The 211-nt window shown below is 38.9% G+C and carries 1 pseudogene; it reads left to right on the top strand.

The annotated features are described in order from the left end of the window. A pseudogene (locus Q0794_RS18230) lies at positions 1-211 on the top strand (IS4 family transposase); the annotation flags it as partial.

Here is a 211-nt window from a genome sequence, read left to right as displayed (position 1 = left end):
TTTTACTCATTAGGTTTATTGCATGATTGGCAGCAAAAAGGAAAAAATACACACTGGTTACTGCCGTTAAAGAAAGGTACTCAATTTGAATTAATCAGAAGTCTAGGCAGGCAGGATAAACTGATACGTATAGCAACAACGCCTCAAGCAAGAAAAAAGCGACCTCATTTACCAGACCATATTGAAGCAAGGCTAGTGACCCGGAATATCA

It is taken from the genome of uncultured Psychromonas sp., assembly GCF_947489755.1.
Classification (GTDB): Bacteria; Pseudomonadota; Gammaproteobacteria; order Enterobacterales; family Psychromonadaceae; genus Psychromonas.
The sequence above is the reverse complement of the archived record's forward strand: the minus strand, read 5'-3'. Positions and strand labels throughout refer to the sequence as shown.